Annotated in this window: 21 protein-coding genes; 13 read left to right on the top strand and 8 right to left on the bottom strand. The window is 61.2% G+C overall.

The window, feature by feature from the left end:
- Positions 1 to 122: 122 nt before the first annotated feature.
- From AC4PS6_RS10335 to AC4PS6_RS10325, 3 genes are all read right to left on the bottom strand, one after another.
- Complete coding sequence (locus AC4PS6_RS10335) at positions 123 to 1115, bottom strand: AraC family transcriptional regulator (protein ID WP_014720537.1); 993 nt, start codon at positions 1113 to 1115, stop codon at positions 123 to 125.
- Between the two features lie 50 nt (positions 1116 to 1165).
- Positions 1166 to 2143 carry an asparaginase gene (locus AC4PS6_RS10330; RefSeq protein WP_014720536.1) on the bottom strand — a complete coding sequence of 326 codons (978 nt, stop codon included), beginning with the start codon at positions 2141 to 2143 and terminating at the stop codon, positions 1166 to 1168.
- A gap of 76 nt (positions 2144 to 2219) precedes the next feature.
- On the bottom strand, positions 2220 to 3665 hold the full coding sequence (locus tag AC4PS6_RS10325) for an alanine/glycine:cation symporter family protein (protein WP_019818140.1): 1446 nt from the start codon (positions 3663 to 3665) through the stop codon (positions 2220 to 2222).
- A gap of 411 nt (positions 3666 to 4076) precedes the next feature.
- Here AC4PS6_RS10325 and AC4PS6_RS10320 point away from each other — a divergent pair, with 411 nt between their 5' ends.
- Entirely contained in the window at positions 4077 to 5279 is a 1203-nt protein-coding gene (locus AC4PS6_RS10320; protein WP_003464938.1) for an ISL3 family transposase, read from the top strand.
- A gap of 91 nt (positions 5280 to 5370) precedes the next feature.
- Here the strand turns inward: AC4PS6_RS10320 and aspA are convergent, their stop codons facing one another.
- The gene (gene aspA, locus AC4PS6_RS10315) at positions 5371 to 6795 is read right to left on the bottom strand and encodes an aspartate ammonia-lyase (protein ID WP_003195657.1); all 1425 of its coding nucleotides are present in this window, start codon (positions 6793 to 6795) and stop codon (positions 5371 to 5373) included.
- 181 nt (positions 6796 to 6976) lie between these two features.
- Between aspA and AC4PS6_RS10310 the strand changes: the two genes are divergently transcribed.
- From AC4PS6_RS10310 to AC4PS6_RS10290, 5 genes are all read left to right on the top strand, one after another.
- Positions 6977 to 7885, top strand: coding sequence for a LysR substrate-binding domain-containing protein (locus tag AC4PS6_RS10310; RefSeq protein ID WP_019818139.1), 909 nt, complete (start codon positions 6977 to 6979; stop codon positions 7883 to 7885).
- A gap of 331 nt (positions 7886 to 8216) precedes the next feature.
- Positions 8217 to 8708, top strand: a complete 492-nt coding sequence (gene purE / locus AC4PS6_RS10305) for a 5-(carboxyamino)imidazole ribonucleotide mutase (RefSeq protein WP_003195648.1) — start codon at positions 8217 to 8219, stop codon at positions 8706 to 8708.
- A gap of 11 nt (positions 8709 to 8719) precedes the next feature.
- Entirely contained in the window at positions 8720 to 9805 is a 1086-nt protein-coding gene (locus AC4PS6_RS10300; RefSeq protein WP_014720520.1) for a 5-(carboxyamino)imidazole ribonucleotide synthase, read from the top strand.
- Positions 9806 to 9910: 105 nt separating this feature from the next.
- Positions 9911 to 10156: a GlsB/YeaQ/YmgE family stress response membrane protein gene (locus AC4PS6_RS10295; RefSeq protein ID WP_005792540.1), complete on the top strand. Its 246-nt coding sequence runs from the start codon at positions 9911 to 9913 to the stop codon at positions 10154 to 10156.
- A 77-nt stretch (positions 10157 to 10233) separates the two neighbouring features.
- Entirely contained in the window at positions 10234 to 10770 is a 537-nt protein-coding gene (locus tag AC4PS6_RS10290) for a DUF3299 domain-containing protein (RefSeq protein WP_014720519.1), read from the top strand.
- Between the two features lie 116 nt (positions 10771 to 10886).
- Here the strand turns inward: AC4PS6_RS10290 and AC4PS6_RS10285 are convergent, their stop codons facing one another.
- Positions 10887 to 11786, bottom strand: a complete 900-nt coding sequence (locus AC4PS6_RS10285) for a D-hexose-6-phosphate mutarotase (RefSeq protein ID WP_336827106.1) — start codon at positions 11784 to 11786, stop codon at positions 10887 to 10889.
- Between the two features lie 58 nt (positions 11787 to 11844).
- Complete coding sequence (locus tag AC4PS6_RS10280; protein WP_003176975.1) at positions 11845 to 12249, bottom strand: acyl-CoA thioesterase; 405 nt, start codon at positions 12247 to 12249, stop codon at positions 11845 to 11847.
- Positions 12250 to 12655: 406 nt separating this feature from the next.
- On the opposite strand from AC4PS6_RS10280, the gene AC4PS6_RS10275 reads away from it, so the two are divergent.
- The 7 genes from AC4PS6_RS10275 (at position 12656) to AC4PS6_RS10245 (ending at position 22148) form a co-directional block, all read left to right on the top strand.
- Complete coding sequence (locus AC4PS6_RS10275) at positions 12656 to 13945, top strand: MFS transporter (protein ID WP_014720517.1); 1290 nt, start codon at positions 12656 to 12658, stop codon at positions 13943 to 13945.
- 119 nt (positions 13946 to 14064) lie between these two features.
- Complete coding sequence (locus AC4PS6_RS10270) at positions 14065 to 15051, top strand: phosphate ABC transporter substrate-binding protein PstS (protein ID WP_003195633.1); 987 nt, start codon at positions 14065 to 14067, stop codon at positions 15049 to 15051.
- A gap of 484 nt (positions 15052 to 15535) precedes the next feature.
- Positions 15536 to 17569, top strand: a complete 2034-nt coding sequence (locus tag AC4PS6_RS10265; protein WP_181004880.1) for an ABC transporter permease subunit — start codon at positions 15536 to 15538, stop codon at positions 17567 to 17569.
- 15 nt (positions 17570 to 17584) lie between these two features.
- Positions 17585 to 19255 carry a phosphate ABC transporter permease PstA gene (pstA, locus tag AC4PS6_RS10260; RefSeq protein WP_020302831.1) on the top strand — a complete coding sequence of 557 codons (1671 nt, stop codon included), beginning with the start codon at positions 17585 to 17587 and terminating at the stop codon, positions 19253 to 19255.
- Positions 19256 to 19418: 163 nt separating this feature from the next.
- On the top strand, positions 19419 to 20252 hold the full coding sequence (gene pstB / locus AC4PS6_RS10255) for a phosphate ABC transporter ATP-binding protein PstB (protein ID WP_003195626.1): 834 nt from the start codon (positions 19419 to 19421) through the stop codon (positions 20250 to 20252).
- A 70-nt stretch (positions 20253 to 20322) separates the two neighbouring features.
- The gene (gene phoU, locus AC4PS6_RS10250; protein ID WP_003195624.1) at positions 20323 to 21084 is read left to right on the top strand and encodes a phosphate signaling complex protein PhoU; all 762 of its coding nucleotides are present in this window, start codon (positions 20323 to 20325) and stop codon (positions 21082 to 21084) included.
- 164 nt (positions 21085 to 21248) lie between these two features.
- A complete protein-coding gene (locus AC4PS6_RS10245) occupies positions 21249 to 22148 on the top strand; it encodes a response regulator (protein ID WP_014720514.1) in 900 nt (299 codons plus the stop codon).
- 132 nt (positions 22149 to 22280) lie between these two features.
- Here AC4PS6_RS10245 and AC4PS6_RS10240 read toward each other — a convergent pair whose 3' ends face one another.
- Together AC4PS6_RS10240 and phoR are read right to left on the bottom strand one after the other, a co-directional pair.
- Positions 22281 to 23621 (bottom strand): hemolysin family protein, encoded by a 1341-nt coding sequence (locus AC4PS6_RS10240; RefSeq protein WP_003195620.1) that lies wholly within the window; start codon positions 23619 to 23621, stop codon positions 22281 to 22283.
- A gap of 256 nt (positions 23622 to 23877) precedes the next feature.
- Entirely contained in the window at positions 23878 to 25164 is a 1287-nt protein-coding gene (gene phoR, locus AC4PS6_RS10235; RefSeq protein WP_178123077.1) for a phosphate regulon sensor histidine kinase PhoR, read from the bottom strand.
- Positions 25165 to 25196 lie beyond the last annotated feature (32 nt).

Below are 25196 nucleotides of genomic sequence, written 5' to 3'. Positions count from 1 at the left end.
CCGCAGGCTGTATTCGTGAGTGCAGTCTTGCGGCGCACGCGCTTTATGAGAACGACAGGAGCGGCCAAAAGGAGATAAATATGGCCAAAGTGTGTGTCCGCAATTCGCCCCTTATTGGCGCGTCATGCTCGAAATTGGCTCGGCGTGACGCCGCTCCAGCGCACGAACGCATGCCTGAAGCTCGCCGTTTCGCTGAACCCCAGCGTCTCGGCAATCCGGTGGATTGGCCACAGGTCGTTAGCCAACAACTGTTTGGCGCGTTCGAAGCGCAGCTCATCGAGCAGTTCCTGATAGCTGCAACCCAGGTTGTGCAGGTGCCGGCGCAGGGTGCGCGCCGAACAGTTCATCTGCTGGGCCAGGCCATCGAGCCCAGGTGCGGCGTGCAATTGTGCAGCCAGCAACTGGCGGATTCGCCCCAGCCAGGCCTCGCGCCCGGTGAATTCGGTGTTCTGTTTGCGACAACGTTCGACCATGGCCTGGTGGGTGACCGCGTCGGCCAGGGGCAAAGGTTGGGCGAGCCAGCGTTTATCAAAGGCGAACGCGTTGGCTATCGCCTGAAACTGGAGCGGGCAGTCGAAGCTCTCGGCGTAGCGGGCCTGATAATCCGGCGCCTCGTGCTCGAACCGAGCGCCCAACAACGGCAGGGGATGGCCGAGCAGGTCGTCGCAAATGACCTTCAGTGATCCCAGGCACAGCTCGACATTGAAGGCAGTCAGTGCCGGGTTTTCGCGGTAGTCGCCGGCCGTGAACCAGATGCGTTCGCCGTCTTCGTCCAGGCTCAGTTCAAAGAGTGTTCCCAACAGCGCCGGATACCGCAGGGCCAGGCGCAAAGCGTCACCGAAAGTGGCACTGGTGAGCAGGGCATAGCCCAGTAGGCCGTACGAGGAAACATGCATACGCCGCCCAACGATCAAGCCGATATCACGCTGATGGGCCACGGCATTGGCGCACACTTGCATCTCCTGATGTGTGGCGATACGCGTGTCGGCGCGGCTCAAATCCGCCGCACAGATGCCGCTGCCCGCCAGCAATGCTTCGTGGGGCAAGCCTTCGGCCTCGAAGGTACGCAGCACCAGGGACACGGCATTGAGGGTGGTGAGGTGGGAATGCAGCATGGGAACTTCCAGCCAGGGGATGGCTGGAAGTGGAGCAAGTTACATGCCGGTCAGCTCAGCTCGCCGCACAGGTCCAATTCCACCAGGCGGCGGATTTCTCCGCTGTCCAGCCCCGCGCCGATCAAGGCGTTGAGCTTGCCGAAGGCCGCTTCTCGGGTCATGCCGCCGCCGGACAGTACACCCACGCCGCGCAGGCGGCTGCCGGCTTCGTAGACATCCAGTTCCACGCCGCCTTCATGGCATTGGGTGATTGCAACCACTACCACCTCTTGATCCTGCGCACGTTGCAGGCTGGCGAGGAAGGCCGGATTGTCACTTGGCCCGGTGCCGCTGCCGAAGCATTCGAGTACCAATGCCTGGATGCCGCTGTCGATCAATGCATCCAGTTGCGCGGCAGCAATGCCCGGAACGAGCGGCAGGACGCCAACGTTGGCCGGGGCCTTGTCGTTGCGGTAGGCCAGCGCGGCGGGAAGCCTGTCTGCCAGGGCGACACCGCCGTTGCGCTGCAGTGCGGCAAACGGGTTGCGCCCAAAACTGCGAATCTTCGCGCAGCGAGTCGGCGCCATCAGCGCGCCGTGGAAGTACAGGTGCACACCCGGCTTCAGGCCTTCGCCCAAGGCCGTCAACGCACCGCTGACGTTTTCCCAGGCATCGCTGTCGGGCACACCGGCCGGCAGCATCGAACCGGTGAACACCACCGGCGCCGGGAGGCCCAGCAGCTGGAAGCTCATGGCCGCTGCGCTGTAGGCCAGGGTGTCGGTGCCGTGCAGGATCAGTACGGCATCGCAGCCGGCGTCTACCGCCTCGACCACGGCGCTGCGCAGGCGTTGCCAGTAGGCGGGGTTCATGTTGGCGCTGTCGATCAGTGGTGACATTTCCCGGAAGCGCCACGCGGGCAGGTCTGCGTCGGCAAACTGTTCTCGCATACGCACTTCAAAACCAGACGCGGGCGCCAGGCCATTGGCGCTGGCCTGCATGCCGATGGTGCCGCCGGTGTAGAGCACCATGACGTTGTTAGCTGATTGCATCGAAAATCTCCTGAACGAAAAACGCCGCCGGGCCCAGAGCATGCCCAAGGCCGGGCGGCGTGTCATCTAGCCGTGATTAACGTTGCGCTTGAGCGCTCAGTTCAGCTGCCGGAGCCGCCTCGGTTTTCACCGGGTTGGCTGGCCATGCCTTGCGGTCCAGGTCCAGGTCGGGGAACTGGCTGGAGTCGAACACCGGGGTCTTGATGCCCGCTGCGCGCTGGTTGTCGTAGTCATTGAGGATGCGCATGGCAATCTTGAACAGGAACGCCAGGGCAAACAGGTTGACGAACGCGAGCATGGTCATGGTGATGTCGGCGAAGGCGAACACGGTGCTCAGGTTCTCGATCGAGCCCCAGAAAATCAGCACCAGCACCAAGGCGCGATAGCCCATCAGCACCTTGCGGTTATTGCCGACCAGAAAGCGCAGGTTGCTCTCGCCCAGGTAGTAGTTGTACATGATCGAGGTGAACACGAACAACGCCAGGGCCACCGAGATGAACATGCGGCCCCAGTCACCCACCACCGCCGCCAGGGAGTTCTGGGTCAGGGCAATGCCGTCGCCTTCAAAGCCTGGGGTGTAGAAACCCGACAGCAGGATCAGCAACGCAGTACAGGTGCAGATCACGAAGGTGTCGAGGAACACGCTGAACGCTTGCACCACGCCTTGGGCGATAGGGTGTTCTACCGACGCCACTGCCGCCACGTTAGGCGCACTGCCCAAGCCTGCTTCGTTGGCGAACACGCCGCGTTTTACACCCATGATGATCGCGCTGCCCACCAGGCCACCGAAGGCTTGGTCGAGGCCGAACGCGCTCTTGACGATGGTCGCGAGCATGGCCGGTACGTGGTCGAATTGCAGCACGATCACGTACAGGGTCACGGCGATGTACACCAGAGTCTTGACCGGTACCAGCAGGTCGGCAATCGAGGCAATACGCTTGATCCCGCCAATGAACACCAGGCCCAGCAACACCGCCAGCGCCAGGCCGGTGTAGGTGGTGTCGAGGCCAAACGCGTTATTCAACGAGTGTGTTACAGCGTGGGCTTGCAGGCCATTGAAGGCAAAGCCGAAGGTCACCAGCAGCAGGAACGCCATGACCATCCCCAGCCAGCGTTTCTGCAGGCCGTGCTGGATGTAATACGCCGGGCCGCCACGGTAGGTGCCTTCAGCGTCGGTGCGCTTGTACAACTGGCCGAGGGAGCACTCGATAAAGCTCGAAGACATGCCCACCAGCGCGGTGACCCACATCCAGAACACGGCACCCGGGCCACCCAACGTCACGGCAATGCCGACTCCGGCGATGTTACCGGCACCCACTCGGCCGGCCAGGCTGAGCATCAGCGCCTGGAACGAGCTGAGTTGGCCGGCGCTGCTCTTGAGGCTGTCTTTAAACACCGAGAACATGTGGAAAAAGTGACGCAACTGCACGAAACGCGAGCGGATCGTGAAATAACCGCCGAGCCCGACTATGAGCACGATCAGTACTTTCCCTGAGAGGAAGTCGTTGATGACTTCGAGCATGGAGTGTTCCTCGCTGATTTTTCTAATGGCAAACGCAGGACGGTCCGACGCATCGCTCGGCACCAGGCAGTGCACGACGCTCGATCCCCATCCTTTTGCGGGTGTTGTTATTCATGCGCTTTCGCGTGGTTCCCGGGCCTCGTTACCGACAGCCGCAGACGCGAAGAGGGGCGGCACTATACCTAGGCGAGCGTGATCCGTCTGCACGGGGCGATTAAAGGTTTCAGCGCGGTCGCGCAAGGCGAGGAAGGTTTGCGGTGCGATATTAGATTTTTTATGGGCGTCATGGAGCAACCTCAAGGCAAAAAAAAGGGTTCTTCGCGGAGTCTGGGGGAAGAGCGAGTTGACAGTCAGGGAAGCAGGTAAATTGGCAGTCGCCAAACACACCCTTCACCTGTCCCTGCTGTCGCCGTGCATCCTATTGATCTTGCCGCTTTCTGGCCAGGCTACGACGCCGTTACCTGTCGCCCATCTACCGATAACACCCTCCTCATTGAGCTTGAACCTCAAGCCGGCTCTCTTCCTAAGTGCGGGCGTTGTGGCCAGTTCAGCCCGTTGATTCACGATCGCCGGATTCGTCTGGTGCGTGATCGTGATCTGTTCGATCAGCGCGTCCTGCTTCAACTACCAGTGCGCCGAGTCGATTGCCTGAGTTGTGGGCGGGTGACCGAGCGGATCGACTGGTTGGAGCCAGCATCTCGGCTGACCCAGCGGTTACGGATATGGCTCGAAAGCTTGCTGCGGCTGCTGCCGATCAGCCACGTCAGCCAGCTCACCGGCCTGCATTGGCACACCCTCAAAACGCTCGATAAACGACGCCTTCAAGCCGAGGTAGGCAACTTCGATTCAACCGGTGTCCGCCGCCTGGTGATGGACGAGTTCGCCCTGCACAAAGGGCATCGCTATGCCACGGTCATCATGGATGCCGAGCGAACGCGGGTATTGTGGGTCGGCCACGGCAACAGCCGCGAGGCGGTCCGCCCGTTCTTTGAATTGCTCGGCAAGCACTGCCAGCAGATAGAGGCGGTGGCCATGGACATGAACACGGCTTTTGATTTGGAGGTGAAGAAGCATTGCCCGCAAGCCGAAGTGGTGTACGACCTGTTTCACGTCGTCGCGCGCTACGGTCGGGATGTGATCGACCGTATCCGGGTTGACCAGGCCAACCTCCTGCGCGAAGACAAGCCGGCACGAAAGGCGGTCAAGCAAAGCCGCTGGCTGCTGCTGCGCAATCGCAACAACCTGAAGGACGGACAAGCCGTGCAGCTTCAAGAACTACTCGCGGCCAACCAGCCGCTGGCTACGGTCTATGTCCTCAAGGATGCGCTGAAGGATGTCTGGTTCGCCCCCAGCGTACGAGAGGGCTGGCGCCGCTGGCGAACCTGGTTGCGGCACGCCCGGGACAGCGGCCTCGCGCCGCTACAGCGCTTCGCTCGCAACCTGCGCAAATACGCCCGAGGCATCCTCGCCAGTGCCAACTTCCATATGCATACCAGCGTCCTTGAGGGCGTCAACAACCGCATCAAGGTGATCAAGCGTATGGCCTATGGTTTTCGGGACTCGGAATACTTTTTCCTGAAAATCAAGGCTGCCTTCCCCGGGAAAGCGCGATGAACCAAAAAAAGGGCCTGAAGAACGAGCCTTCAGGCCCTCAAAAGGTGAGAGGTGTCTAGTCCCTCAACCTGGTGAGCGGTGCAACAAACGCTTAGGCCTTCAGCGGGACCAAACGTGGGGCAATCATGTTTTCCGGGCGCAGGATGTCGTCGAGCATGGCGTCGTCGAGCAAGCCTTCTTCACGCACCAGTTCCAGCACGCCGCGCCCGCTTTCCAGAGCGATACGCGCAATGCGGGTGGCGTTTTCATAGCCGATGTACGGGTTCAGCGCGGTGACCAGGCCGATGGAATGCTCCACCAGTTCGCGGCAGCGCGCTTCGTTGGCGGTGATGCCGACGATGCAGTGCTCGCGCAGCATGTCCATGGCGCGTTGCAGCAGGCGGATCGAGTCGAAGATCTTGAAGGCGATCAGCGGCTCCATCACGTTCAACTGCAGTTGGCCGCCTTCGGCTGCCATGGTCAGGGCCAGGTCGTTACCGATGACCTGGAACGCTACCTGGTTGACCGCTTCCGGGATTACCGGGTTGACCTTGCCGGGCATGATCGAGCTGCCTGGCTGGCGAGCCGGCAGGTTGATCTCGTTGATGCCGGTGCGTGGGCCGCTGGACAGCAGGCGCAAGTCGTTGCAGATCTTCGACAGCTTCACGGCGGTACGCTTGAGCATGCCGGAGAACAGTACAAAGGCGCCCATGTCGGAGGTGGCTTCGATCAAGTCGGCCGCCGGTACCAGCGGCTGGCCGCTGATGGTGGCCAGGCGTTGTACGGCCAGGGCCTGGTAGCGTGGGTCGGCGTTGATGCCGGTACCGATGGCGGTGCCGCCCAGGTTCACTTCGGTCAGCAGCTCCGGTGCCAGGGTTTTCAGGCGGGCCAGGTCTTCACCCAAAGTAGTGGCGAAGGCGCGGAATTCCTGGCCGAGGGTCATCGGCACGGCGTCTTGCAACTGGGTGCGGCCCATTTTCAGCACATGGCTGAACTCGGCGCCTTTGGCGGCGAACGCCTGGATCAGGCTGTCGAGGCTGGCCAGCAGCGCGTCATGGCCCAACAGCAGACCCAGGCGGATCGCGGTCGGGTAGGCGTCGTTGGTCGACTGCGCCATGTTCACGTCGTTGTTGGGGTGCAGGTACTGGTATTCGCCTTTCTGGTGACCCATGGCCTCCAGCGCGATGTTGGCGATGACTTCGTTGGCATTCATGTTGGTTGAAGTGCCGGCGCCGCCTTGAATCATGTCCACCACGAACTCTTCGTGGAAATCGCCGCGGATCAGACGCGCACAGGCTTCGCTGATGGCAGCGTGCTTGGCTTCGCTGAGCTGGCCCAACTCGCGGTTGGCGTCAGCGGCCGCTTGCTTGACCATTGCCAGACCGACCACCAATTTCGGGTAATGCGAAATCGGAACGCCCGAGAGGCGGAAGTTATTCACCGCTCGCAGGGTCTGGATGCCGTAATACGCTTGAGCCGGTACTTCGAGTACGCCAAGCAGGTCTTTTTCGGTACGGAATGATGCAGCAGAGGACATGACGGAAATCATCTCAATATGGACCCGGAACTGGCCGGAACGCTGCGAATGCTAGGCTTGTAGAACTTTTTGGGCCAATGCTGTTAAACACTGGCCTATGCACAAACGGCATAATGTGGATGTGACCCGGTTATCTTGGCGGGCGTGTGTGCCAAAATGGTGCATTCCGTGGGAGGCAGTGATGAACCTTGAGAGCAAGTGGTTGGAAGACTTCAGCGCCCTGGCGGCGACGCGTAGTTTTTCCCAGGCGGCTGAGCGGCGCTTTGTCACCCAGCCGGCGTTCAGTCGGCGTATCCGCAGCCTGGAAGCCGCGTTGGGGCTGACGTTGGTCAACCGTTCACGCACGCCGGTGGAACTGACAGCGGCCGGGCAGTTGTTTCTGGTGACGGCGCGCACCGTGGTCGAACAGCTCGGTGAAGTACTGCGCCATTTGCATCACCTGGAAGGCGGGCAGGGCGAAGTCATGCAAGTGGCGGCCGCCCACTCCCTGGCCTTGGGGTTCTTCCCGCGCTGGATCGCGCAGTTGCGCAACGAGGGCTTGAATATCGCCACGCGGCTGGTGGCCACCAACGTCGGCGACGCCGTGCACGCCCTGCGCGAAGGCGGTTGCGACCTGATGCTGGCGTTCTACGACCCGGACGCGGCGATGCAAATGGACGCCGAGATTTTCCCGTCGCTGCACCTGGGCAACACCGAAATGCTCCCGGTGTGCGCCGCCGATGCCGAGGGCAAGCCGCTGTTCGACCTGGAGGGCGAGGGCAGCGTGCCGCTGCTGGCCTACAGCGCCGGCGCGTTCCTTGGCCGCTCGGTGAATTTGCTGCTGCGCCAGAGGGCTCTGCGCTTTACCACCATCTATGAAACCGCCATGGCCGACAGCCTCAAGAGCATGGCGCTCGAAGGCTTGGGAATCGCCTGGGTACCGCAGTTGAGCGTACGTGCAGAGTTGGCGCGCGGCGAACTGGTGGTGTGTGGCGGGCCGCAATGGCACGTGCCGCTGGAGATTCGTCTGTATCGCTGCGCGTTGGTGCGCAAGGCGAATGTGCGGTTGTTGTGGAGGAAGCTTGAAGGTGGGGCGGCGCAAAGCGCTTGAGCCCAGCGCAGAACACATGTGGGAGCTGGCTTGCCTGCGATAGCGGTGTGTCAGCCAACCTATTTTGCGCTGATCCACTGCTATCGCAGGCAAGCCAGCTCCCACAGGATTTCGTGGTGTTTTCGCTGACTCTTAAGTCAATAAAACCGCCACTTTGCGCCGCTAGACAGATGGTCATCCCAGGGGCTGTTTATCTGGATTATTACGGTATACTGCGCGGCCTTCGGCCGGTCCAACCGGCCTTAATTCGTACACCAAGCCACGCCGGTCTCCCGCGTGGCTTGTTGTTTTTTGACGCGCCTGCGGGCGCCCAGAGAGAAGAGGCACGACGATGAGTGCATTGGTTGGCGTGATCATGGGCTCCAAGTCCGATTGGTCCACCCTTAGCCACACCGCCGATATGCTGGAAAAACTCGGCATTCCGTACGAAGTGAAGGTGGTCTCCGCCCACCGCACCCCGGATTTGCTGTTCCAGTATGCCGATGAAGCAGAATCCCGTGGCATCGAGGTGATCATCGCCGGTGCCGGCGGCGCGGCGCACTTGCCTGGCATGTGCGCGGCCAAGACTCACCTGCCCGTGCTTGGCGTGCCGGTGCAGTCGTCGATGCTCTCGGGCGTGGATTCGCTGTTGTCCATCGTGCAGATGCCGGCTGGCATTCCGGTGGCAACCCTGGCGATCGGCAAGGCCGGCGCGATCAACGCAGCCTTGCTGTCCGCCAGCATCCTGGGCGCCAAGCACCCGCAGTTTCATGCGGTGCTGAAAAAATTCCGTGCTGAGCAGACAGACAGCGTGCTGGACAATCCAGACCCACGCATCGCCTGAGGTTGTTATTGATGAAAATCGGTGTAATCGGTGGCGGCCAACTGGGCCGCATGCTGGCTTTGGCGGGTACGCCGCTGGGGATGAACTTCGCTTTCCTGGACCCGGCGCCGGACGCCTGCGCTGCGGCCCTGGGTGAACACCTGCGCGCTGACTACAGCGACCCGGACCACCTGCGCCAACTGGCCGATGAAGTCGACCTGGTGACCTTCGAATTCGAAAGCGTCCCGGCCGAAACCGTGGCCTTCCTGTCGCAGTTCGTGCCGGTGTACCCGAGCGCCGAAGCCTTGCGCATCGCTCGCGACCGCTGGTTCGAAAAGAGCATGTTCAAGGACCTGGGCATTCCGACGCCGGCCTTCGCCGACATCCAGTCCCAGGCAGACCTGGACGCCGCGGTCGCCAGCATCGGCCTGCCGGCGGTGTTGAAAACCCGCACCCTGGGTTACGACGGCAAGGGTCAGAAAGTCCTGCGTACCGCGGCCGATGTGGTCGGCACTTTTGCCGAGCTGGGCAGCGTTGCCTGCCTGCTGGAAGGCTTCGTGCCGTTTACTGGCGAAGTCTCGCTGATTGCCGTACGCGCCCGTGATGGCGAAACCCGCTTTTACCCGTTGGTGCACAACACTCACGTCAACGGCATCCTGAAAGTGTCGGTAGCCAGCACTGACCACCCGCTGCAGGCCCTGGCCGAAGACTATTCCAGCCGTGTGCTCAAGCAGCTGGATTATGTTGGCGTGATGGCGTTCGAGTTCTTTGAAGTCGACGGTGGCCTCAAGGCCAATGAAATCGCCCCGCGCGTCCACAACTCCGGACACTGGACCACTGAAGGCGCCGAGTGCAGCCAGTTCGAAAACCACCTGCGGGCGGTGGCGGGCTTGCCGTTGGGCTCCACGGCCAAGGTCGGCGAGAGCGCCATGCTCAACTTCATCGGCTCTGTACCGCCGGTGGAGCGTGTGATGGCGATCGACGATTGCCACGTGCACCACTACGGCAAGGCCTTCAAGGCCGGGCGCAAGGTCGGCCACGTCAACCTGCGTTGCAAGGATCGTGCGACGCTGCAGGCGCAGATCCTCAAGGTTGAAGCACTGATCGCCGAACAATAAGCCTGGCCACGGCGGGAACCATTGGGGTTCTGCGTCTCTCTGATTGCAGGATGCCAAAGCCTGACTAGGCTTTGGCATGACTCATACCAATCAGAGGGAAATGCCATGGGTATCATCGGAACCATCTTTATCGGCTTGATCGTCGGCCTTCTGGCGCGCTTCCTCAAGCCTGGCGACGACAGCATGGGCTGGATCATGACCATCCTGCTGGGTATCGCCGGTTCCCTGGCCGCGACCTACGGCGGTCAGGCCCTGGGGATCTACCAGGCAGGCCAGGGCGCAGGTTTCATCGGCGCGCTGGTGGGTGCCATCGTGTTGCTGGTGATCTACGGCCTGATCAAAAAGAAGTAATCAGCCGACAAAGTCCTCTGCGCTGCGCAGGCGCAGAGGGCTAGAATGCTCGGCACTTGTATTTGCCGAGCCTCTCCATGCGCCGTCTTCTGTTAACGCTTCTTCTGCTGGGCTCTGGCCTGGCGCACGCTGGCGAACTGCCGGAAACCGACTGGCTGGACCTGATGCCGCTGTCGGATCAGAAAGCTCTCGAAGCCATGCCCGAGATCGACCATAACTCTCCCGAAGCTCAAGGCACGTTCACCGAAAAGGGTGGCTTGAAGCAGAGCAAGGGCCTGCCTGCGGTGATGTATTCCACCAAGACCGTCGCAGCCATGAACGGCAAGAATATCCGCATTGGCGGCTATCCGGTGCCGCTTGAAACGGACGCCAAGGGCCGCAGCACATTATTCTTCCTGGTGCCTTACCCGGGCGCCTGCATACACGTGCCGCCACCGCCGCCTAATCAACTGGTGCTGGTGCGCTATCCCAAGGGGCTGAAGCTGGATGATATCTACACGCCGCTGTGGGTCACGGGCACGTTGAAGGTGGAGAAGGTCAATAACGACTTGGCGGATGCCGCGTATGCGCTGGAGGCCGGGAAGGTTCGGGTGGTGCAGGAGTCTGATCTCTAAAGCCCAAAGCATAACCCCTGTGGGAGCTGGCTTGCCTGCGATAGCAGCGCCTCGGTGTTCCTGACACATCGAGTTGTCTGCATCGCAGGCAAGCCAGCTCCCACATTGGGTTGGGTTTACAAGGCCTGGGCCGTGATGCTCACGCCCAAGGTGTGGCTTTCCCCGGGCGCCAGGTTCACCACATCGTCCAGCACGTTGGCCGTCTCGATGCACAACATCCCCTGCCAGCCGTCATCGGCCATATCGTCGAAAGCCTTGGCGCGTTCGGTCCAGGGGTTCCAGATCACGGTGGTTTTCGAGCCTTCGCTGGTGAGCTGGATACGGCGCTGCCAATCGCTATCGACGATATTCAGCTGTGCCGGCGTATTCAGGTAAATGCGGTCTGTTTCGGCGCTGAAGTGCAGCAGCCCGGCTTGTTGTTTCTCGGCCCACCCGTCGGCGGTATCGATGTAAGCCACGCCATCCAGGCCCTCGACCTGAACCTTGCGCACATCGCTCACGGCGAAGTAGGTGTGCAATGCCTGGCTGAGGGTCACGATGTCGGCGCCGCGGTTGTGGCTGGTCAGGCGGATGTGCAGTTGGTCATCCAACAGCAGGCTCAGCGTCAGGTCTACCTGATGGGGCCAGCCTGGAAAGCCGCCAGCCGGCACCGGCAAAACCAGGTCCACTCGCAGCGTCTGGCCGTCGAGTTCGGTGGCGGCCAATTCCCAGCGGGCGGTGCGCACAAAACCGTGGGCGCCGGCAGGCTGATTACTCTGACGCATGGCTTTGACGCTTTGCGGGTTGCGGTCGAACACCCCGAACCACGGCCAGCACACCGGTACGCCAGTACGAATGCCTTTGCCCTGCTTGAACACGGCCTCAGGGTTCGGCCAGATCAGCGGCTGTTCGCCCTCGCGCTGGTAACTGAAGATATGCGCACCCTGGTGGGACACCATCAACTCGGCGCCGTTGTGGCGGATGCGCCAGCAGTCCAGCTCGTCGATTTTTACCGTCTCAACGTGGGGCGTAGGCATGACAAAGCTCTCTTAGTGGCAGGCAATGGGGCAATTGACCGTTAAAACCCGGCGAGGTTTAACGCGCCCGTGACGGTACCGAGCGCGTGCGGCCGCTGCCATCGATGGCGACGAACACAAATACGGCTTCGGTCACCTTGCGCCATTCGCTGGACAACGGATCGTCGCTCCACACTTCGACCATCATCTGGATCGAGCTGCGGCCGATTTCCAGGGCCTGGGTATAGAAGGAAAGCTGCGCGCCCACGGCTACCGGCACCAGGAACGCCATGCGATCAATGGCCACGGTGGCCACGCGCCCACCGGCGACCTTGCTGGCCATTGCCGTGCCGGCCAGGTCCATCTGCGCGACCAGCCAGCCGCCGAAGATATCGCCAAAACCGTTGGTTTCACGCGGAAGCGCGGTGATTTGCAGGGCGAGGTCGCCTTGCGGGATAGGATCTTCTTGTTCGAGTTCGATCATGCCGAGGGTGCCTCTGACCCGTGACGCTTCATGGGTATTTCAAGTGGATAGCCGTCTTCTCAGAAAAACGTTTCAGCACCAACATACACCGCTCGATGCGTTTCTCGTAAGGCGAACTAAAGGGAAACTCTGCCAAATCGGCTGGATGGTACCCAACAGCGTTTTGGCACAGCAGCCCCTCAAGACAGCGGGTCTGGCGCTTGCACCGGCGAGTATATCGAGACCCTGGCGCCACGACGACCTTCCGACGCTCATTTGGTCGGTAAATAGACGCTGTATCGGGGCTTTTGCGCGCAACTGTGCTCCTGGCGCTGTGCTTTTTCAGGCGATTTGCTATCTTGCCAAACCCGCCGCAAGTCACGGGCGTGCAGTCCTTTACGATGATTACTATAAGAGAAGCCTTGCCATGTCCTCCGTGCCTGCAAGCAGTGCGCAACCCTCGCGCCCGCTGACCCGCAACGACTACAAAACCCTGTCGCTGTCTGCCTTGGGCGGGGCGCTGGAGTTCTACGACTTCATCATCTTTGTGTTTTTCGCCACCGTGGTCGGGAAACTGTTCTTCCCCGTCGACATGCCTGAATGGCTGCGCATGATGCAGACCTTCGGCATCTTCGCCGCCGGCTACCTGGCCCGCCCCTTGGGCGGCATCATCATGGCGCACTTTGGTGACCTGCTGGGCCGCAAGAAAATGTTCACCTTGAGCATCTTCATGATGGCCGTGCCCACCCTGATCATGGGCTTGCTTCCGACCTACGCGCAGATCGGCCTGTGGGCGCCGGTCCTGTTACTGCTGATGCGCATCATCCAGGGCGCTGCGATTGGCGGCGAAGTACCGGGCGCCTGGGTGTTCGTCTCCGAGCACGTGCCGCCGCGCCACATCGGCTACGCCTGCGGCACCCTGACCAGCGGCCTCACCGCCGGTATTCTGCTGGGCTCGTTGGTGGCTACCGCCATCAATAGCGCCTATACACCGGAACAGGTCTCTGATTACGCCTGGCGGATTCCTTTCCTGCTCGGCGGCGTATTCGGCCTGCTGTCGGTGTATCTGCGTCGTTGGCTGCATGAAACCCCGATCTTCGCCGAGATGCAGCAACGCAAGAGCCTGGCCGCTGAACTGCCCTTGCGCGCCGTGTTGCGCGATCACCGTGGCGCCATTGTGCTGTCGATGCTGTTGACCTGGCTATTGTCGGCCGGCGTGGTGGTAGTCATCCTGATGACCCCGACCGTGCTGCAAACCATCTACCACTTCAGCCCTACGGTTGCGCTGCAAGCCAATAGTCTGGCGATCGTGACCCTGAGCCTGGGTTGCATCGCCGCAGGTGCGCTGGCCGACCGTTTTGGTGCCGGTCGCGTGCTGGTCACCGGTTGCGCACTGCTGCTGGCGACCTCCTGGACGCTGTATCACAGCCTGATGGCCCACCCGGACTGGCTGTTCCCGTTGTATGCCCTGACCGGCTTGTTTGTCGGCACCATCGGCGTGGTGCCCTACGTGATGGTCAAAGCCTTCCCGCCGGTGGTGCGCTTCAGCGGTCTGTCGTTCTCCTACAACGTTGCTTATGCCGTGTTCGGCGGGTTGACGCCCTTGGCGGTGTCGCTGCTGATGAAGGAGAGCCCGATGGGCCCGGCTTACTATGTGGCCGTCCTGTGTGTGATGGGGATGCTGGTGGGCGGGTATCTGTGGAAACGCGGTCGCTGAAGCCTGCACATTCAGATAGTGGCCTTTCATCTAATTGTCATATTTCAGACATAGAGTGTTCACACGGCCTGCCGATACTTGGCCCCGATCCAATTATCCCTATCTGCTAGGAGCAAGGCATGAAACTGAAACGTTTGATGGCGGCAATGACTTTTGTCGCTGCTGGCGTTGCGACCGCCAACGCGGTGGCCGCTGGTGTTGATCCGGCAATCCCGGCTTACGTCAAGACCACTGGTGTGTCGGGCAACCTGTCCAGCGTCGGTTCCGATACCCTGGCTAACCTGATGACCCTGTGGGCCGAGGGTTACAAAAAGGAATACCCGAACGTCAACATCCAGATTCAAGCTGCCGGCTCTGCCACTGCGCCACCTGCGTTGACTGAAGGCACCTCCAACCTGGGCCCGATGAGCCGCAAGATGAAGGACACCGAACTGGCGGCCTTCGAGCAGAAGTACGGCTACAAGCCAACGGCAATCCCGGTTGCGGTGGATGCCCTGGCGGTATTTGTGCACAAGGACAACCCGATCCAGCACCTGACCATGGAACAGGTCGACGCTATCTTCTCCTCGACGCGTCTGTGCGGCGCCAAAGCCGATGTGAAAACCTGGGGTGACCTGGGCGTGACCGGCGACCTGGCCAACAAGCCAGTGCAACTGTTCGGGCGTAACTCGGTATCCGGCACCTACGGCTACTTCAAGGAAGAAGCCCTGTGCAAAGGCGACTACAAGCCAAACGTGAACGAACAACCGGGCTCGGCTTCGGTCGTGCAGTCGATCAGCTCCTCGCTGAACGGCATCGGTTACTCGGGCATCGGCTACAAGACCGCCAGCGTGAAGACCGTGCCATTGGCCAAGAAAGGCAGCACTGACTACATCGAAGACTCCGAAGAAAACGCCCTGAACGGCAAGTATCCGCTGTCGCGTTTCCTCTACGTGTATGTCAACAAAGCCCCGAACAAGCCACTGGCGCCGCTGGAAGCTGAGTTCGTGAAACTGGTGCTGTCCAAGCAGGGCCAGGAAGTGGTGGTCAAAGACGGCTACATCCCACTGCCAGCCAAAGTCGCCGCCAAGGCCCTGGCTGACCTGGGTCTGAAAGAAGGCAACTAAGCCTGCGATACCTGATGTAGACGCATGCTTTTCTGTGGGAGCGGGCTTGCCCGCGATGCTGGCGACGCGGTTTAGCGTTGAAACCGTGTTGATGCCATCGCGGGCAAGCCTGCTCCCACATAAGCAGTCTGCATCCCTAATTTTTTATCCGCTGCCAGCCCTGCTTCGCGGCGGATTTGTTGCGTCACTGCACTGTCATCTTTCTGTCATACAGGATCGCTAGGGTGTGCGCATGAATGATCTGGCCAATTCCACCATGACGACGACTTCCCCTCCCAAGCGCATTGATTTCAATACGCCTGAGCTGCAACGCAAGCGCCGAATCCGCGCGCTCAAGGATCGCTTCACCCGTTGGTATGTGCTGGTCGGCGGGCTCGCCGTGCTGGCCGCCATTACCCTGATCTTCTTCTTCCTCGCCTATGTGGTTGCGCCATTGTTCCAGGGCGCCTCGTTGACCAAGGAAGACGCGTTGACGCCCGCTTGGATGCAGGACGCCGGCAAGCCGTTGATGATCTCCCTCGAAGAACAGAACCAGGTCGCCATGCGGGTTTCCGACAAGGGCCAGGCGCTGTTCTTTGCCGTGGACACCGGTGCCGAGCTCAAGCGTGTCGACCTGCCGATTCCGGCCGGTACCAGTGTTGCTTCCATTGGTGAAGATCAGCCGGGCAGCCCGCTGGTGATTCTCGGCTTGTCCAATGGCCAGTCTTTGGTGTTCCGCCACACCTATAAGGTGTCGTACCCGGACGGCAAGAAAACCATCACCCCAGCGATCGAGTACCCCTACGGCGAAACGCCGATCGTGCTGGATGACACCGGTCGTCCCCTGGAACACGTTGCGCTCAACGCCACCGACACCTCCCTGGTGGTGGCAGGTTCCGCCGGTTCGCACTTGAACGTGCTGACCCTGAGCCGCGAAGAAAACATGATGACCGGTGAGGTCACCAGCGAGCAGAAGCGTGTCGAGCTGCCGCAGATGACCGAGCCGGTGAAGGCGATCTTCATCGACCCACGCCAGCAGTGGCTGTACGTGATCAACGGCCGTGCCCTGGCCGACGTGTTCAGCCTGCGCGACAAGAGCCTCAACGGGCGCTACAAGCTGCTGGAAGACGCCGACACGGAAATCACCGCCAGCACCCAGTTGGTCGGCGGCATCTCGCTGATCCTGGGTAACTCCAAAGGCGGCCTGGCCCAGTGGTTCATGGCCCGTGACCCGGATGGCGAGCAACGCCTGAAGCAGATCCGCACCTTCCAGATGGGCACTGCACCCATCGTCGAAATCAGCGCTGAAGAGCGCCGCAAAGGCTTCACCGCCCTGGATGCTGCTGGCCAGTTCGGCGTGTTCCACAGCACCGCTCATCGCACCTTGCTGGTGGACCCGGTGGTCGACGGTCAGGGTCTGTTCGGCATGTCGCCACGGGCCAACCGTGTGATCGTCGAGGCGGGTGGCAAGCTGCAACCGTTGTTGCTCGACAACCCGCACCCGGAAGTGTCGTGGAGCGCGTTGTGGAGCAAGGTCTGGTACGAGAACTACGACGAGCCTAAATACGTCTGGCAATCCACGGCCGCCAACACCGATTTTGAACCCAAGATGAGCCTGGCCCCGCTGACCTTCGGCACCTTGAAGGCCGCGTTCTACGCCATGTTGCTGGCGGCGCCACTGGCGGTTGCTGCAGCGATCTACACCGCTTACTTCATGGCGCCGAGCCTGCGCCGCAAGGTCAAGCCGGTGATCGAACTGATGGAAGCCATGCCGACGGTGATCCTCGGATTCTTCGCCGGCCTGTTCCTGGCGCCGTATGTGGAAGGGCATCTGCCGGGCATTTTCAGTCTGTTGATGCTGTTGCCGATTGGCATCCTGGTCGCCGGCTTTGTCTTCAGCCGCTTGCCTGAGTCGATCCGCCTGCGCGTTCCCGATGGCTGGGAAAGCGCGATCCTGATTCCGGTGATCCTGTTCGTGGGTTGGCTCTCGCTGTACATGAGCCCGTACCTGGAAACCTGGTTTTTCGGCGGTGACATGCGCATGTGGATCTCCCACGATCTGGGCATTACCTACGACCAGCGCAACGCGTTGGTGGTCGGCCTGGCCATGGGTTTTGCCGTGATCCCGAACATCTACTCCATCGCCGAAGACGCCGTGTTCAGCGTGCCACGCGGCCTGACCCTGGGGTCCCTGGCACTGGGCGCCACGCCGTGGCAGACCATGACCCGCGTGGTCATCCTCACCGCCAGCCCGGGCATCTTCTCGGCGCTGATGATCGGCATGGGCCGCGCCGTGGGCGAGACCATGATCGTACTGATGGCCACCGGTAACACCCCGGTGATGGAGATGAACCTGTTCGAGGGCCTGCGCACCCTGGCGGCCAACGTTGCGGTGGAGATGCCCGAGTCGGAAGTGGGCGGCAGTCATTACCGCGTGCTGTTCCTCTCGGCGCTGGTGCTGCTGTTGTTCACCTTCATCATGAACACCCTCGCCGAGCTGATTCGTCAGCGTCTGCGCAAGAAATACTCGTCGCTTTAAGAAAGGTAGAAGTCTGTGAAACAGAACTCCCTGAATGGATGGTTCAAGAGCGGCGCCCCCGGCGTCTGGATCAGCGGTGGCGCGGTGTCCATCGCGGTCATCATGACCATTGGTTTGCTGGCTGTGATTGCGGTGCGGGGCCTGGGCCATTTCTGGCCGGCCGACCTGATCCAGGCCAACTACAACGTGCCAGGCCAGGCCAACCACATCGTCATCGGCGAAGTGGTCCAGAAAGAAGAAGTGCCGCGTGAGCGTCTGAAAAGCGCGGGCCTGCCAGTGCCGGACCAAGGCCCGGAATTCATGACCCGTGAGCTGATCAAGGTCGGCAACCGCGATTTGAACGGCAACGACTTCACCTGGATCGTCGGCGAATGGTTGAAGGACCAGACCAAACCGACCAACCTGATGGCCATTGAGCGCCGTGAATGGGGCAATTTCTACGGCACCCTGGTCAACGTCAAGCAGGACGGCAAGGTGATTGCCGAAGGCGAGGCCGCGTGGCCGGAGCTGCAAGCTCGCGTGGACCGCGTGAACAAGCTGGCCGCTCAGCTCAAGAGCCTGGAAAAAACCGATATTGGCGCGATCAACGCCGGGTTGGAGCGCATCCGCCTGCACGGTCGCAAACTGGAACTGGAAGGCAAGCTCGACGCTGCCGCTCAGGCCGACATGGACGCCGACCGCGCCGAGCTGAATGCGCGCTACCAGGACATCGAAGCGCGCCTGGCCGACCTGCATGCCCAATTCAACCGCGACGCCCTGACGGCGCGTGACGGCAACGGCAAGGAAGTGGAAATCGGCATCGGCAAAGTGGTGCACGCCTACCAGCCGAACGCCATGGGCACGATGACCAAGATCGGTTTCTACTTCAGCAAGGTCTGGGAATTCCTCAGCGATGACCCACGGGAAGCCAACACCGAAGGCGGGATCTTCCCGGCCATCTTCGGCACCGTGATGATGACCCTGATCATGGCAATGATCGTGACCCCGTTTGGCGTACTGGCCGCGGTGTACCTGCGTGAATACGCCAAGCAGAACACCTTGACGCGCATCATCCGCATCGCCGTGAACAACCTGGCCGGTGTACCGGCCATCGTCTACGGCGTGTTCGGCCTTGGCTTCTTCGTGTATGTATTGGGGGGCTCGGTCGATCGTCTGTTCTTCGCTGAAGCGCTGCCTGCGCCGACCTTCGGTACGCCGGGGCTGCTCTGGGCTTCGCTGACCCTGGCGCTGCTGGCGGTGCCGGTGGTGATCGTGGCCACCGAAGAGGGCCTGGCGCGGATCCCTCGAACCGTGCGTGAAGGCTCCTTGGCACTGGGCGCGACCAAGGCGGAAACGCTGTGGAAGATCGTGCTGCCGATGGCCAGCCCGGCCATGATGACCGGCATGATCCTCGCCGTGGCCCGCGCCGCCGGTGAAGTGGCGCCGCTGATGCTGGTGGGTGTGGTGAAACTGGCGCCGTCGCTGCCGCTGGACGGCAACTACCCGTACCTGCACCTGGATCAGAAGATCATGCACCTGGGCTTCCATATTTATGACGTCGGCTTCCAGAGCCCCAACGTCGAAGCGGCACGGCCTCTGGTGTACGCCACCGCCTTGCTGCTGGTACTGGTGATCGCCACGCTCAACCTGTCGGCAGTGTGGATTCGTAACCACCTGCGCGAAAAATACAAAGCGCTGGACAGCTAATGCGATCCAATGTGGGAGCTGGCTTGCCTGCGATGCAGACGACGCGGTGTATCAGTAAGACCGCAGTGATGCCATCGCAGGCAAGCCAGCTCCCACAGACACAGAATTTGAGTAAGCCGCCCCGGCGGTTCAACGAATGAATTGGTAGCACAGGGAGCATCCCATGCAACACGAAACCCAATCCCACGGCATCAACATGTCTGCCCTGGGTCGCGACAAGCAGAGCCTGAGCCTGGCCCAGGAAACCGTGGCCATCGAAGTACCGGGCCTGAGTCTGTACTACGGTGACAAGCAGGCGCTGTTCGACGTCAGCATGAACATCCCAAAACAGCGTGTGACCGCCTTTATCGGCCCGTCGGGCTGCGGCAAGTCGACGTTGTTGCGTACCTTCAACCGCATGAATGACCTGGTGGACGGTTGCCGTGTGGAAGGCGCGATCAACCTCTACGGCACCAATATCTACCGCAAGGGCGAGGACGTGGCCGAGCTGCGTCGCCGCGTGGGCATGGTGTTCCAGAAGCCCAACCCGTTCCCCAAGACCATCTACGAAAACGTGGTCTACGGCCTGCGTATCCAGGGTATCAACAAGAAACGCATCCTCGATGAAGCCGTTGAGTGGGCGCTCAAGGGCGCGGCATTGTGGGACGAGGTCAAGGACCGCCTGCACGAATCGGCACTCGGCTTGTCCGGCGGCCAGCAGCAGCGTCTGGTGATCGCCCGTACCATCGCCGTAGAGCCGGAAGTGCTGCTGCTCGACGAACCGTGCTCGGCCCTCGACCCGATCTCCACCCTGAAAGTCGAAGAGCTGATCTACGAGCTCAAGTCCAAGTTCACCATCGTCATCGTGACCCACAACATGCAACAGGCGGCGCGGGTTTCCGACTACACCGCGTTTATGTACATGGGCAAGCTGGTGGAGTTCGGCGACACCGACACCCTGTTCACCAATCCGGCGAAGAAGCAGACCGAAGACTACATCACCGGTCGCTACGGCTAGGAAGCTGTGGTTCTGATTGCACTGACGCTGCGGTTTTCCGCACCTTACCGGACGCTCCAAGGACGCCAACATGATTAGCAAAGAAGGCCTTACCCACCACATCTCCGCGCAGTTCAATGCCGAGCTTGAGGAAGTGCGCAGCCACCTCCTGGCGATGGGCGGGCTGGTGGAGAAGCAAGTCAATGATGCGGTCACCGCGCTGATCGAGGCCGACTCGGGCCTGGCCCAGCAGGTGCGTGAGATTGACGAGCAGATCAACCAGATGGAACGCAATATCGACGAGGAGTGCCTGCGCATTCTTGCCCGCCGCCAGCCAGCGGCCTCGGACCTGCGTTTGATCATCAGCATTTCCAAGTCGGTGATCGACCTGGAACGCATCGGTGATGAAGCCACCAAGATTGCCCGCCGCGCCATCCAGCTGTGCGAAGAGGGTGAAGCCCCCCGTGGCTACGTGGAGGTGCGCCATATCGGCGATCAGGTGCGCAACATGGTGCGCGATGCCCTCGACGCCTTCGCCCGCTTTGACGCCGAACTGGCGTTGTCGGTGGCCCAGTACGACAAGATCATCGACCGCGAATACAAGACCGCGCTGCGCGAGTTGGCCACTTACATGATGGAAGACCCGCGCTCGATCTCGCGGGTCTTGAACATTATCTGGGTGCTGCGTTCCCTGGAGCGTATCGGCGACCACGCGCGCAATATCTCGGAATTGGTGATTTATCTGGTGCGCGGCACCGATGTGCGGCACATGGGCCTCAAGCGCATGAAAGCCGAAGTTGAAGGGACTGCTGATCTAATCCCTAATGTTTCGGGCGAATCTGACGATAAGTAAGGTTGCCCGAGAAATTAACGCCCGGCCTCTGGCCGGGCGTTTTCGTTTGTGGCATCTGAATTTTTTGCACAGCAGGCGCCATAAAGTCCTTCTGTGACCCGCGAGTTTTGGCAAAATGCCATCAGTCAGGCGTTTTGCAGACGTTTTTATAGGATGAAGGGTCGATGAGTAAAGTCAGTGTGTTGGTGGTGGATGACGCCTCGTTTATTCGCGACCTGGTGAAGAAGTGCCTGCGCAATTACTTCCCCGGAATCAAGATCGAAGATGCGGTGAACGGCAAAAAGGCGCAATCCATCCTGATGCGCGAAACCTTCGACCTGGTGCTGTGTGACTGGGAAATGCCGGAAATGTCCGGTATTGAGCTGTTGACCTGGTGCCGCGAGCAAGCGCACCTGAAGGCCATGCCGTTCGTGATGGTGACCAGCCGTGGCGACAAGGAAAACGTGGTGCAGGCCATCCAGGCGGGCGTTTCCGGCTACGTCAGCAAGCCATTCACCAACGAGCAGTTGCTGAACAAGGTCAAGCAGGCCCTGCACAAGATCGGTCGCCTCGATGCGCTGATTGCCAGCGCGCCGACCAAGATGAACTCAGCCTTTGGCAACGACTCCCTGAGCGCCCTGACCGGCGGCAAACCCGAAGCGGTCAAGCCGGCCCCGGTGGCGGCGCCCAGCAAAGGTTTGCTCAATACACCGCCAGTCAAGGCCCCCGCCGCAGCGGCGCCGGCTGGCAGTCGCGGTCAGGGCCAGTTGCGCCTCGCAAGCGGCACCCAGCAATGCGTGATCAAGGCCCTGAGCATCAAGGAAGCGTTGCTGGTGGTAAAGCGTGGCGAGGTCCTGCCTCAGGTGCTGGAAAGCGCCGTGCTCGACCTTGAGCAGGGCGACAACGCCGAAGTCGCACGGCTCAACGGCTACCTGCACGCCATCGTCGCCTACGAGCCCAAGCCCGACAGCGACTGGTTGCAACTGACCTTCCGCTTTATCGACCAGGATGCGCAGAAGCTGGACTACATTTCCCGCCTTATCGCCCGTGGCACGGCGCAGAAGCATTTCGTGCCGGGTGCGTGACCCTTCAAGGCGACGCTTAGTCCATGTGGGAGCGGGCTTGCCCGCGATAGCAATCTCTCAGTCAACGATGCGCTGGCTGACCCACCGCTATCGCGGGCAAGCCCGCTCCCACACGCAGCACTGCGCCTGCAGTTAGTCCAGCAGCAGCACCTTGGCCAACACGATCTTCGGCCCTTTCATCTTCTTGATGATGATCCGCAAGCCTTCAACTTCCAGCACTTCTTCTTCTTCCGGCACGCGCTTGAGCGTGTCGTAGATCAGGCCGGCCAGGGTTTCGGCTTCGATGTGGTCCAGGTCGACGCCCAGCAGGCGTTCCACCTTGAACAACGGCGTGTCCCCACGCACCAGCAGTTTGCCGGGCTGGTAGGCGAGGATGCCGCGCTCGGCCTTGCGGTGTTCGTCCTGGATATCGCCCACCAGCACTTCCAGCACGTCTTCCATGGTCAGGTAACCGATAATCTTGCCGTCGGCCTCTTCCACCAGGGCGAAGTGCGCGCCGCCTTTGCGGAACTGCTCCAGCAGTTGCGACAACGGCATATGTCGCGATACGCGTTCCAATGGACGGGTCAATTCGGCCAGGTTGAACGATTCGGGGATATGGTCCAGGGCCGCCAGTTCCAGCAGCAAATCCTTGATGTGCAGCAAGCCGACGAACTCGTTGCGCACCGCGTCATACACCGGGTAACGGCTGAATTTATGGCGACGGAACAGCGCGAGGATTTCCTTGAGCGGGGCGTTGAAGTCCAGGGTCACCAGGTCTTCCCGGGAGTTGGCCCAGTCCACCACTTCCAGCTCGCCCATTTCCACGGCGGAGGCCAGTACGCGCATGCCTTGGTCGCTGGGGTCCTGGCCGCGGCTGGAGTGCAGGATCAGCTTGAGTTCTTCGCGGCTGTAATGGTGCTCATGGTGGGGGCCAGGCTCGCCTTGGCCAGCGATACGCAGGATCGCGTTGGCACTGGCGTTGAGCAGGTAGATAGCCGGGTACATCGCCCAGTAGAACAGGTACAGCGGCACGGCCGTCCACAGCGACAGCAACTCGGGTTTGCGAATCGCCCAGGATTTTGGGGCCAACTCACCGACCACGATGTGCAGGTAGGAAATCACGAAGAAGGCGGCAAAGAACGACACGCCCTTGATCACTTCAGGCGACTGCACGCCGACCGCGCCCAGCATCGGCTCGAGGATGTGCGCAAAGGCCGGTTCACCGACCCAGCCCAGGCCCAGGGACGCCAGGGTGATACCCAACTGGCAAGCCGACAGGTAGGCGTCGAGCTGGCTGTGCACGGTACGCAGGATCTGCCCGCGCCAGCCGTTCTTATGGGCGATGGCCTCGACGCGGGTGGCGCGCAGTTTGACCATGGCAAATTCCGCCGCAACGAAGAAACCGTTGAGCAGTACCAGGATCAGTGCAAAAAGAATCATGCCGAAATCGGCGAAGAGTGTAGCGAGGGTAATGCCAGGGGAAGGGTCCATGATGGGGTTTTGCAGGTTCCGTGTGTTCAATAAGGGTGACAGGTAGGCCTGAAAGGCAGGCGCAAGTCGGCCAATGTAGCGGCTGACGGGGCGCTTGCCTAGTGCCCGCTGCCGGGCGGGGCTGCAAAATCGTCTCACAGAACCCGTGTGGGAGCTGGCTTGCCTGCGATGGCGGTCTGCCTGCTACCGATAATTTGGCTGACCCGCCGCCATCGCAGGCAAGCCAGCTCCCACAGTGGGCCGTGCTCACTTCCACTTAATCATCGGCCTCGACCGCTCGCGAACGGTTTACCTGCGCCGGCGGAAAATGACAGGTAAAGGTACTGCCATGCCCCAGCACGCTGCTGATTTCCAGGCGGGCCCGATGGCGCAACAGCACATGTTTGACGATGGCCAGGCCCAGCCCGGTGCCGCCGGTATTGGAGTTACGGCTGGAATCGACACGGTAGAAGCGCTCGGTCAGGCGCGGCAGGTGCTTGGCGTCGATACCGATACCCGAGTCCTGCACACTCAGGTGTGCGCCATGCTCGTCGGCCCACCAGCGAATGCGGATATTGCCCTTGTCCTGGGTGTACTTCACCGCGTTGAACACCAGGTTGGAGAAGGCGCTGCGTAGTTCGCCTTCACTGCCCTTGAGCAATACGGTTGGGTCGGCCTCCAGCGTGATCTGCTGCCCGCGTTCGCCTGAGAGCGCCTGGGCATCGTTCTTGATCGTCTGCAACAGGCTCTGCACCGCCACGGGGTGGTTGTCCGAGGGGTAGTCCGTGGCTTCAAGCTTGGCCAGCAACAGCAGGTCGTTGAGCAGGGTTTGCATGCGTGAGCCTTGTTGCTGCATCTGCTGCAGGGCGCGGCTCCAGCGCGGGTTGATCTCATCGACATTGTCCAGCAACGTCTCCAGGTAGCCGCAGATCACCGTCAAGGGCGTGCGCAACTCGTGGGAGACGTTGGCGACGAAGTCCTTGCGCATCTGTTCCAGCTGGTGGATACGGGTCACGTCACGTACCAGCATCAAGTGTTCGTTGTTGCCGTAGCGGGTCAGGTACAGCTGGATGCGCACGCGGTCGTTGGTGGGCGAGGGGATTTCCAGGGCTTCTTCGTAGTTGTCCTGCTCGAAGTACTCCTTGAAGCGCGGGTGGCGTACCAGGTTGGTCACCGGCTGGCCGCTGTCCTGGGGCGTCTTGAGGCCCAGCAGAGTCTCGGCGGCGCGGTTCCACCATTCGAGGTTGCCGTCGCTGTCGAGCATGATCACCGCGTCCTTGAGTGCGGCGGTGGACTCCTGCACCCGGTCGATCACCGCTTGCAGGCGCCCGCGTACCCGTTGGTCGCGGCGTTGCAGGTGGTAGATGCTGTCGAACACCTCGCCCCACAGGCCGTAGCCATCGGGCGGTGCTTCGTCGGGTTTGTGCTGGCGCAGCCATTCATGCAGGCGCAGCAATTGTTTGAGGGTCCAGCCCAGGTACAACGCGATGCCGGCGGCCAGGCTCCAGCCGTAATAGCCACTGATCAGCCCGACCAGCAGGCAGGCAGTGATCAACAGAAGCATGTGGCGGATCAGGGTGCCGTGCCAGTTCTGGT

The sequence above is a fragment of the Pseudomonas sp. DW-iso17 genome, assembly GCF_058725345.1.
Note: the sequence above shows the minus strand (reverse complement) of the source record. Positions and strands in the feature narration are given on the sequence as shown.

Coding starts and splice junctions, on each gene's coding strand:
- AC4PS6_RS10335 (WP_014720537.1), bottom strand. CDS start 1,115: ATGCTGCATTCCCACCTCACCACCCTCAATGCCGTGTCCCTGGTGCTG.
- AC4PS6_RS10330 (WP_014720536.1), bottom strand. CDS start 2,143: ATGCAATCAGCTAACAACGTCATGGTGCTCTACACCGGCGGCACCATC.
- AC4PS6_RS10325 (WP_019818140.1), bottom strand. CDS start 3,665: ATGCTCGAAGTCATCAACGACTTCCTCTCAGGGAAAGTACTGATCGTG.
- aspA (WP_003195657.1), bottom strand. CDS start 6,795: ATGTCCTCTGCTGCATCATTCCGTACCGAAAAAGACCTGCTTGGCGTA.
- AC4PS6_RS10310 (WP_019818139.1), top strand. CDS start 6,977: ATGAACCTTGAGAGCAAGTGGTTGGAAGACTTCAGCGCCCTGGCGGCG.
- purE (WP_003195648.1), top strand. CDS start 8,217: ATGAGTGCATTGGTTGGCGTGATCATGGGCTCCAAGTCCGATTGGTCC.
- AC4PS6_RS10300 (WP_014720520.1), top strand. CDS start 8,720: ATGAAAATCGGTGTAATCGGTGGCGGCCAACTGGGCCGCATGCTGGCT.
- AC4PS6_RS10295 (WP_005792540.1), top strand. CDS start 9,911: ATGGGTATCATCGGAACCATCTTTATCGGCTTGATCGTCGGCCTTCTG.
- AC4PS6_RS10290 (WP_014720519.1), top strand. CDS start 10,234: ATGCGCCGTCTTCTGTTAACGCTTCTTCTGCTGGGCTCTGGCCTGGCG.
- AC4PS6_RS10285 (WP_336827106.1), bottom strand. CDS start 11,786: ATGCCTACGCCCCACGTTGAGACGGTAAAAATCGACGAGCTGGACTGC.
- AC4PS6_RS10280 (WP_003176975.1), bottom strand. CDS start 12,249: ATGATCGAACTCGAACAAGAAGATCCTATCCCGCAAGGCGACCTCGCC.
- AC4PS6_RS10275 (WP_014720517.1), top strand. CDS start 12,656: ATGTCCTCCGTGCCTGCAAGCAGTGCGCAACCCTCGCGCCCGCTGACC.
- AC4PS6_RS10270 (WP_003195633.1), top strand. CDS start 14,065: ATGAAACTGAAACGTTTGATGGCGGCAATGACTTTTGTCGCTGCTGGC.
- AC4PS6_RS10265 (WP_181004880.1), top strand. CDS start 15,536: ATGCAGGACGCCGGCAAGCCGTTGATGATCTCCCTCGAAGAACAGAAC.
- pstB (WP_003195626.1), top strand. CDS start 19,419: ATGCAACACGAAACCCAATCCCACGGCATCAACATGTCTGCCCTGGGT.
- phoU (WP_003195624.1), top strand. CDS start 20,323: ATGATTAGCAAAGAAGGCCTTACCCACCACATCTCCGCGCAGTTCAAT.
- AC4PS6_RS10245 (WP_014720514.1), top strand. CDS start 21,249: ATGAGTAAAGTCAGTGTGTTGGTGGTGGATGACGCCTCGTTTATTCGC.
- AC4PS6_RS10240 (WP_003195620.1), bottom strand. CDS start 23,621: ATGGACCCTTCCCCTGGCATTACCCTCGCTACACTCTTCGCCGATTTC.
- phoR (WP_178123077.1), bottom strand. CDS start 25,164: ATGCTTCTGTTGATCACTGCCTGCCTGCTGGTCGGGCTGATCAGTGGC.